Annotated in this window: 5 protein-coding genes and 1 riboswitch; of the genes, 4 read left to right on the top strand and 1 reads right to left on the bottom strand. The window is 32.4% G+C overall.

Features of this window, described 5'->3' with window-relative positions; genetic code table 11:
- Window positions 1-1145: adenosylhomocysteinase (gene ahcY / locus ACKVOD_RS08015; protein WP_409208949.1), on the bottom strand; the 1145-nt coding region annotated here is incomplete at its 3' end.
- Between the two features lie 126 nt (window positions 1146-1271).
- Here ahcY and ACKVOD_RS08020 point away from each other — a divergent pair.
- The 4 genes from ACKVOD_RS08020 to arfB are packed head-to-tail and all read left to right on the top strand — an operon-like array spanning window position 1272 to window position 5065.
- On the top strand, window positions 1272-1958 hold the full coding sequence (locus ACKVOD_RS08020; protein WP_409208950.1) for a 4'-phosphopantetheinyl transferase family protein: 687 nt from the start codon (window positions 1272-1274) through the stop codon (window positions 1956-1958).
- Window positions 1959-1968: 10 nt separating this feature from the next.
- Complete coding sequence (pnuC, locus tag ACKVOD_RS08025; protein ID WP_409208951.1) at window positions 1969-2589, top strand: nicotinamide riboside transporter PnuC; 621 nt, start codon at window positions 1969-1971, stop codon at window positions 2587-2589.
- Window positions 2553-4661, top strand: a complete 2109-nt coding sequence (locus tag ACKVOD_RS08030) for a DUF4301 family protein (RefSeq protein ID WP_409208952.1) — start codon at window positions 2553-2555, stop codon at window positions 4659-4661. Before pnuC ends, ACKVOD_RS08030 begins: the two co-directional genes overlap by 37 nt.
- Window positions 4662-4663: 2 nt before the next feature.
- A complete protein-coding gene (gene arfB / locus ACKVOD_RS08035; RefSeq protein WP_409208953.1) occupies window positions 4664-5065 on the top strand; it encodes an alternative ribosome rescue aminoacyl-tRNA hydrolase ArfB in 402 nt (133 codons plus the stop codon).
- Window positions 5066-5135: 70 nt separating this feature from the next.
- Window positions 5136-5229: riboswitch (TPP riboswitch) on the top strand.
- The last annotated feature ends 248 nt before the right edge of the window (window positions 5230-5477 follow it).

Genomic DNA, 5477 nt, shown 5'->3' on the forward strand with positions numbered 1-5477 from the left:
CTGTTTTTCCACAATTCAATTTGAGCTAAAGTTTGGTTTGTAAAAGAGTTACTCATTACAAAACTTGGGTGACCTGTAGCACAACCTAGGTTAACCAAACGACCTTCTGCTAAAATAAGAATGTCATTTCCAGCAATTGTGTATTTATCAACTTGTGGTTTGATTTCTACTTTTGATGCACCGTGGTTTTTGTTCAACCAACCCATATCGATTTCATTATCAAAATGCCCAATGTTACAAACGATAGTTTTGTCTTTCATTTTTTCGAAATGAGAACCCAAAACGATATCTTTATTTCCGGTAGTGGTAATGATGATATCAGCAGTTGCTATAACAGTGTCTAATTTTTTTACTTCAAAACCGTCCATTGCTGCTTGAAGCGCACAAATTGGGTCAATTTCTGTAACTGTTACAATAGATCCAGCACCTCTAAAAGACGCGGCAGTTCCTTTTCCAACATCGCCATATCCACAAACGATTACTCTTTTTGCAGCAAGCATTACATCAGTTGCACGACGAACCGCATCAACTGCTGATTCTTTACAACCGTATTTGTTGTCAAATTTCGATTTTGTAACTGAGTCATTAACATTGATAGCAGGCATTGGCAAGGTTCCCGCTTTTACTCTTTCGTATAATCTGTGAACTCCAGTGGTAGTTTCTTCTGACAATCCTTTGATTCCGGCAACCAATTCTGGGAAACGGTCAATAACCATATTGGTCAAATCTCCACCATCATCAAGAATCATGTTCAATGGTTTTCTGTCTTCACCAAAGAACAACGTTTGTTCGATACACCAGTCAAAAGATTCTTCATCAAGACCTTTCCAAGCGTAAACCTGGATTCCTGCAGCAGCAATTGCAGCAGCAGCTTGATCTTGAGTAGAGAAAATGTTACAAGAACTCCAAGTCACTTCAGCACCAAGAGCAATCAAAGTCTCGATTAAAACTGCAGTTTGAATTGTCATGTGCAAACATCCAGCAATACGAGCACCAGCAAGAGGCTGTTCGTTTTTGTATTCAGCACGAAGCGCCATTAAACCTGGCATTTCAGCTTCCGCTAATTCAATTTCTTTTCTTCCCCAAGCCGCTAGAGAAATGTCTTTTACTTTGAAAGCCACATAAGGCATAGTTGCTGTACTCATTTATAGTATATTTGTAATTATAAAATTCGGTGCAAATTTACGTAATAAGTTATTATTTAAAAAGCAATTAGCAACTTTTATGAGTTGTTTACTGTTATAAACTTCTGAAAAGCAGAAAAATACCTAATGCCACTATTTAAAAGTATTTATATTGACCCTTCATCACAAATTCTGGTTTGGGAAATTACCGAATCTTTCGAAGAACTATTCGGGCAAGTACAATTAAACGAAAAAAGTTTAGAACGATTAAACGGAATGAAATCTCAATTGCATCAACGCGCTTTTCTAAGCGTAAGAATGTTGTTGAAAGAAGCTGGATATTCGGATTTTGATTTGTATTATGATGAATTTGGAAAGCCGCATCTTCTGGATAAAAAACATGTTTCTATTTCACATTCTCATACTTTTTCTACCCTAGTAATTAGCAATCAAAAAGTTGGAATCGACATTGAAATGCAAAGAGAAAAAATTATCCGAATTGCCCAAAAATTTTGTGATGCTGAATTTATTTTTTTATCCCGAAGCTTCGGGACTGAGAACAAAGAAGAATACATCCAAAAACTCACTACTATTTGGGGTGCAAAAGAAGCTATATTCAAAATCAGGAATGTAGAAGGAATAAGTTTCAAAAATCATATTCGAGTAGATGAATTTAATATTGATGATAAAAAAACTAAAGCTACTCTTGAATTAGAAAACACCAAACAAGAATTTGACATCTATTTTGATGCAATTGAATCAAGCGAACACGAACCGATAAAACAAAAATTTGTTTTAGTTTATGCTTTCGAAAACAACAGTAAGTCAATATAAAGGCAAACAGATGATAGATTTTTTTTTAAATACTTATAAAAACACTTCGATATTTCAAATTATATTAGAATTTTTAGCTTTTATATTTGGCATTTTAAGCGTTTGGTTTGCTAAAAAAGAAAATATTTGGGTCTATCCAACGGGATTAATTGCAACAATAATCACAACGTATTTACTTTACATTGCAGGTTATTTGGGCGACATGATGATTAATGGTTATTTTGCCTTAATGAGTATTTATGGTTGGTACAAATGGACACGAAAGGAAAACGATACTGAAGTTTTAACGATTTCGAGAACAAACAATAAAGAAAAAATAATAGGAATTATATTGTTTTTTGCTACTGTTTTTGTAGTTTTCATAATTTATTATTTATTTGATTACCAAATCAAAGTAGAAAATTATATCGATATATTTGCTTCAGGAATATTCTTTACGGGAATGTGGTATATGGCCAATAAAAAAATCGAAAATTGGACGCTTTGGATTTTAGGTGATTTAATTGTTGTACCACTTTATGCTTACCGTGGCTTAGGAATGTTGTCTTTACAGTATTTAATTTTTACAATTTTGGCTATTTCGGCTTATTTAGAATGGAAGAAAATCTTACACAAAAACAATCTACAATAGTTAGAGTTGCTCTTTTTGGCCCCGAATCTACAGGAAAAACCACATTGGCAAAACAACTGGCTGAACATTTTGAAACAGCTTGGGTTCCTGAATATGCTCGAGATTATCTTCAAGGAAAATTGGACAAAAATGCCCAAATTTGCAATGCCGACGATATGTTGCCTATTGCACTTGGTCAAATCAAATTGGAGAATGATAATCTCTCTATTGCCAATAAATATCTTTTTTGTGACACCAATGTAATGGTAACTAAAGTTTTTTCAGAAGTGAATTACGGCTTTTGCGATCCCTTATTAAATGAAGTTGCGCAAAAACATGAATATGATTTGTTTTTATTGACCGATATCGATGTACCCTGGGAAGAAGATGTTTTAAGAAACTCGGTCGAAAACAGAGAGTCCGTTTTTTCAGTTTTTAAACAAACACTAATTGAAAATAAAAAACCTTTTATCTCCATTTCTGGAGATACTAATTTTCGAATAAATAAAGCAATTGCACTAATTGATGATTTTTCAAAAGCCAAAAAAATGGGTTTTTCATCATCAGATTTTGTTCAGATTTACGAGCATGGAATTCCATTGAAAAACATAAAAAATCAATTAAATTTTTTCAAAAACGGAATTCCAAAAACCGTTTTAATTGAACCTGCAAAAGTTTCAAACGGAATTTTGAAGTTGTCGGAAAATGATTATCAGGAAAAAGCAACTTACTTTGATAGCGTTAAAAGCACATTGAAATTAAAAAAATTCGTTCCCGCCTCTGGCGCTGCCAGTAGAATGTTTAAGTTTTTGAATACTTTTTTGAATGAGTTTGATGTTGAAAATGAAAGTATTCATGCTTACATCAACAGAAAAAAAGACAGTAAATTATCAATTTTTATTGTAGGTTTAGAAAAATTTCCTTTTTATGACGAAGTGCTTTTCGAATTAGAAAAAACATTTCCAGACTTCAATAATTTCAATAGTGATTATAAAAATTATTATTTCATTGAAACGTTACTTTCGTCAAAGCATTTTGATTTTGCCAATAAACCAAAGGCAATTCTCCCTTTTCATAAATATAGCAATCGGATATCAACACCAATTGAAGAGCATTTAAACGAGTGTGTACATTATGCAACTTCAAAAGGAAATTCTCATCTGCATTTTACGGTCTCAGAATCACACCAAAAAGAATTTGAAATTATTATAAATGCAATCAAAAGTAAAATTGAGAATGAAAATAAAACAACCATAGAAATAAGTTTTTCGAATCAAGATAAAAGCACAGATACTATTGCTGTTGATATGGAAAATAAGCCTTTCAGGGATGAAATGGGTAAATTAGTATTTAGACCAGGTGGTCACGGGGCTTTGATTAAGAATTTAAATAATCTTGAAGCTGATATTATATTTATCAAAAACATAGACAATGTCATTCAAAATCATAACGAAACTATCGCATTATACAAAAAAGCATTAGCCGGTATTTTAATTGAATTGCAAAAACAAGTTTTTAAATATTTGAATGAAATTGAAAATAGCAGCGAGAAACATTTGAATGAAACAATCATTTTCGTCAAAAATAATTTAAATATAGAAATACCTAAGGATGTTGAAAATTATACTTTAGAAAATAAAATTAGCTTTCTAAAAAATATTTTAGATCGTCCTATTCGAGTTTGTGGAATGGTAAAAAATGAGGGCGATACAGGAGGAGGTCCGTTTTGGGTTAAAGATACTAATGGAAATGTTTCCCTTCAAATTGTGGAGACTTCACAAATAGATTTAACCAATATAAATCAAGCTAATATTCTAGCGAATGCAACTCACTTCAATCCAGTGGATTTGGTTTGTGGTATTAGAAATTTTAAAAACGAAAAATTCGATTTAACTAAGTATGTTGATTACAATAGCGGTTTTATAGTACAAAAAAACAAAGACGGTCGTGATTTAAAAGGTTACGAATTACCGGGGTTATGGAACGGAGCTATGGCAAAATGGATTTCTGTTTTTGTCGAAGTGCCATTAATGACTTTTAATCCTGTTAAAACGGTCAATGATTTATTAAACTCCTATCACCAACCCCAGTAATTTTGGATGCTAAAATAGTACTCGCCGAATTACAGTTCAAAGCTGTTCGTAGCAGTGGAGCTGGGGGTCAAAACGTAAATAAAGTTTCTTCAAAAGTAGTTTTATCTTTTGATTTAAAAAATTCTAAGTCTTTTTCTGATGAGGAAAAACTAAGGCTTGAATTAAAGCTATATTCCAGGCTGACAGCAGATCAAATTCTCATTTTAAATTGTGACGAAGATAGAAGCCAGCTTAAAAACAAAGCCATTGTAACCAAACGTTTTTTGGACATTATCACTGCCGGATTGGTGATTCCGAAAATCAGGAAAGCTACAAGAATTCCTAAATCAGTCATACGAAAACGAATCAAAGACAAAAAAAGTTTATCCGACATTAAGAAAAATAGAAGAAAGCCTGATTTTTAGTATTAAGAAAAAATAATCCCGAAAAATCTTTAGACTTGATACTTTTATCTTAATACTTTCCTATCTTTGCCCTGTCTCAAAGGGGTGCTCTAAATAACGAGCTGAGATTATACCCAAAGAACCTGGGCAGGTAATGCTGCCAAGGGAAAAAATGACAAAAAAGTAGCGTGCACGCTATCTATTTGTTATAGAACAATCATTTTTTAATTTAACAAAAGAATAATTCCCCCTTTTATTCGTAAAACTATTTACGGATGAACAATTTATTTTATTTAAACAGTACAAAGTACAAAGTACAGAGTACAAAGACGAAACCTTCAAATCTAGTGTCAATTCGTCTATTTTCTATTCTCTTTTTTCTTTTTTCTATTCTCGCTTTCTCACAAGGAAAACCGCAAGACACGACCAAAGT

Origin of the sequence: Flavobacterium sp. (assembly GCF_046155325.1) — a bacterium.
GTDB lineage: Bacteria > Bacteroidota > Bacteroidia > Flavobacteriales > Flavobacteriaceae > Flavobacterium.

What these genes read in the sequence shown, in the direction of transcription:
- ACKVOD_RS08030 (WP_409208952.1), top strand. Translation starts at nt 2,553, where the DNA reads ATGGAAGAAAATCTTACACAAAAACAATCTACAATAGTTAGAGTTGCT.
- pnuC (WP_409208951.1), top strand. Translation starts at nt 1,969, where the DNA reads ATGATAGATTTTTTTTTAAATACTTATAAAAACACTTCGATATTTCAA.
- ACKVOD_RS08020 (WP_409208950.1), top strand. Translation starts at nt 1,272, where the DNA reads ATGCCACTATTTAAAAGTATTTATATTGACCCTTCATCACAAATTCTG.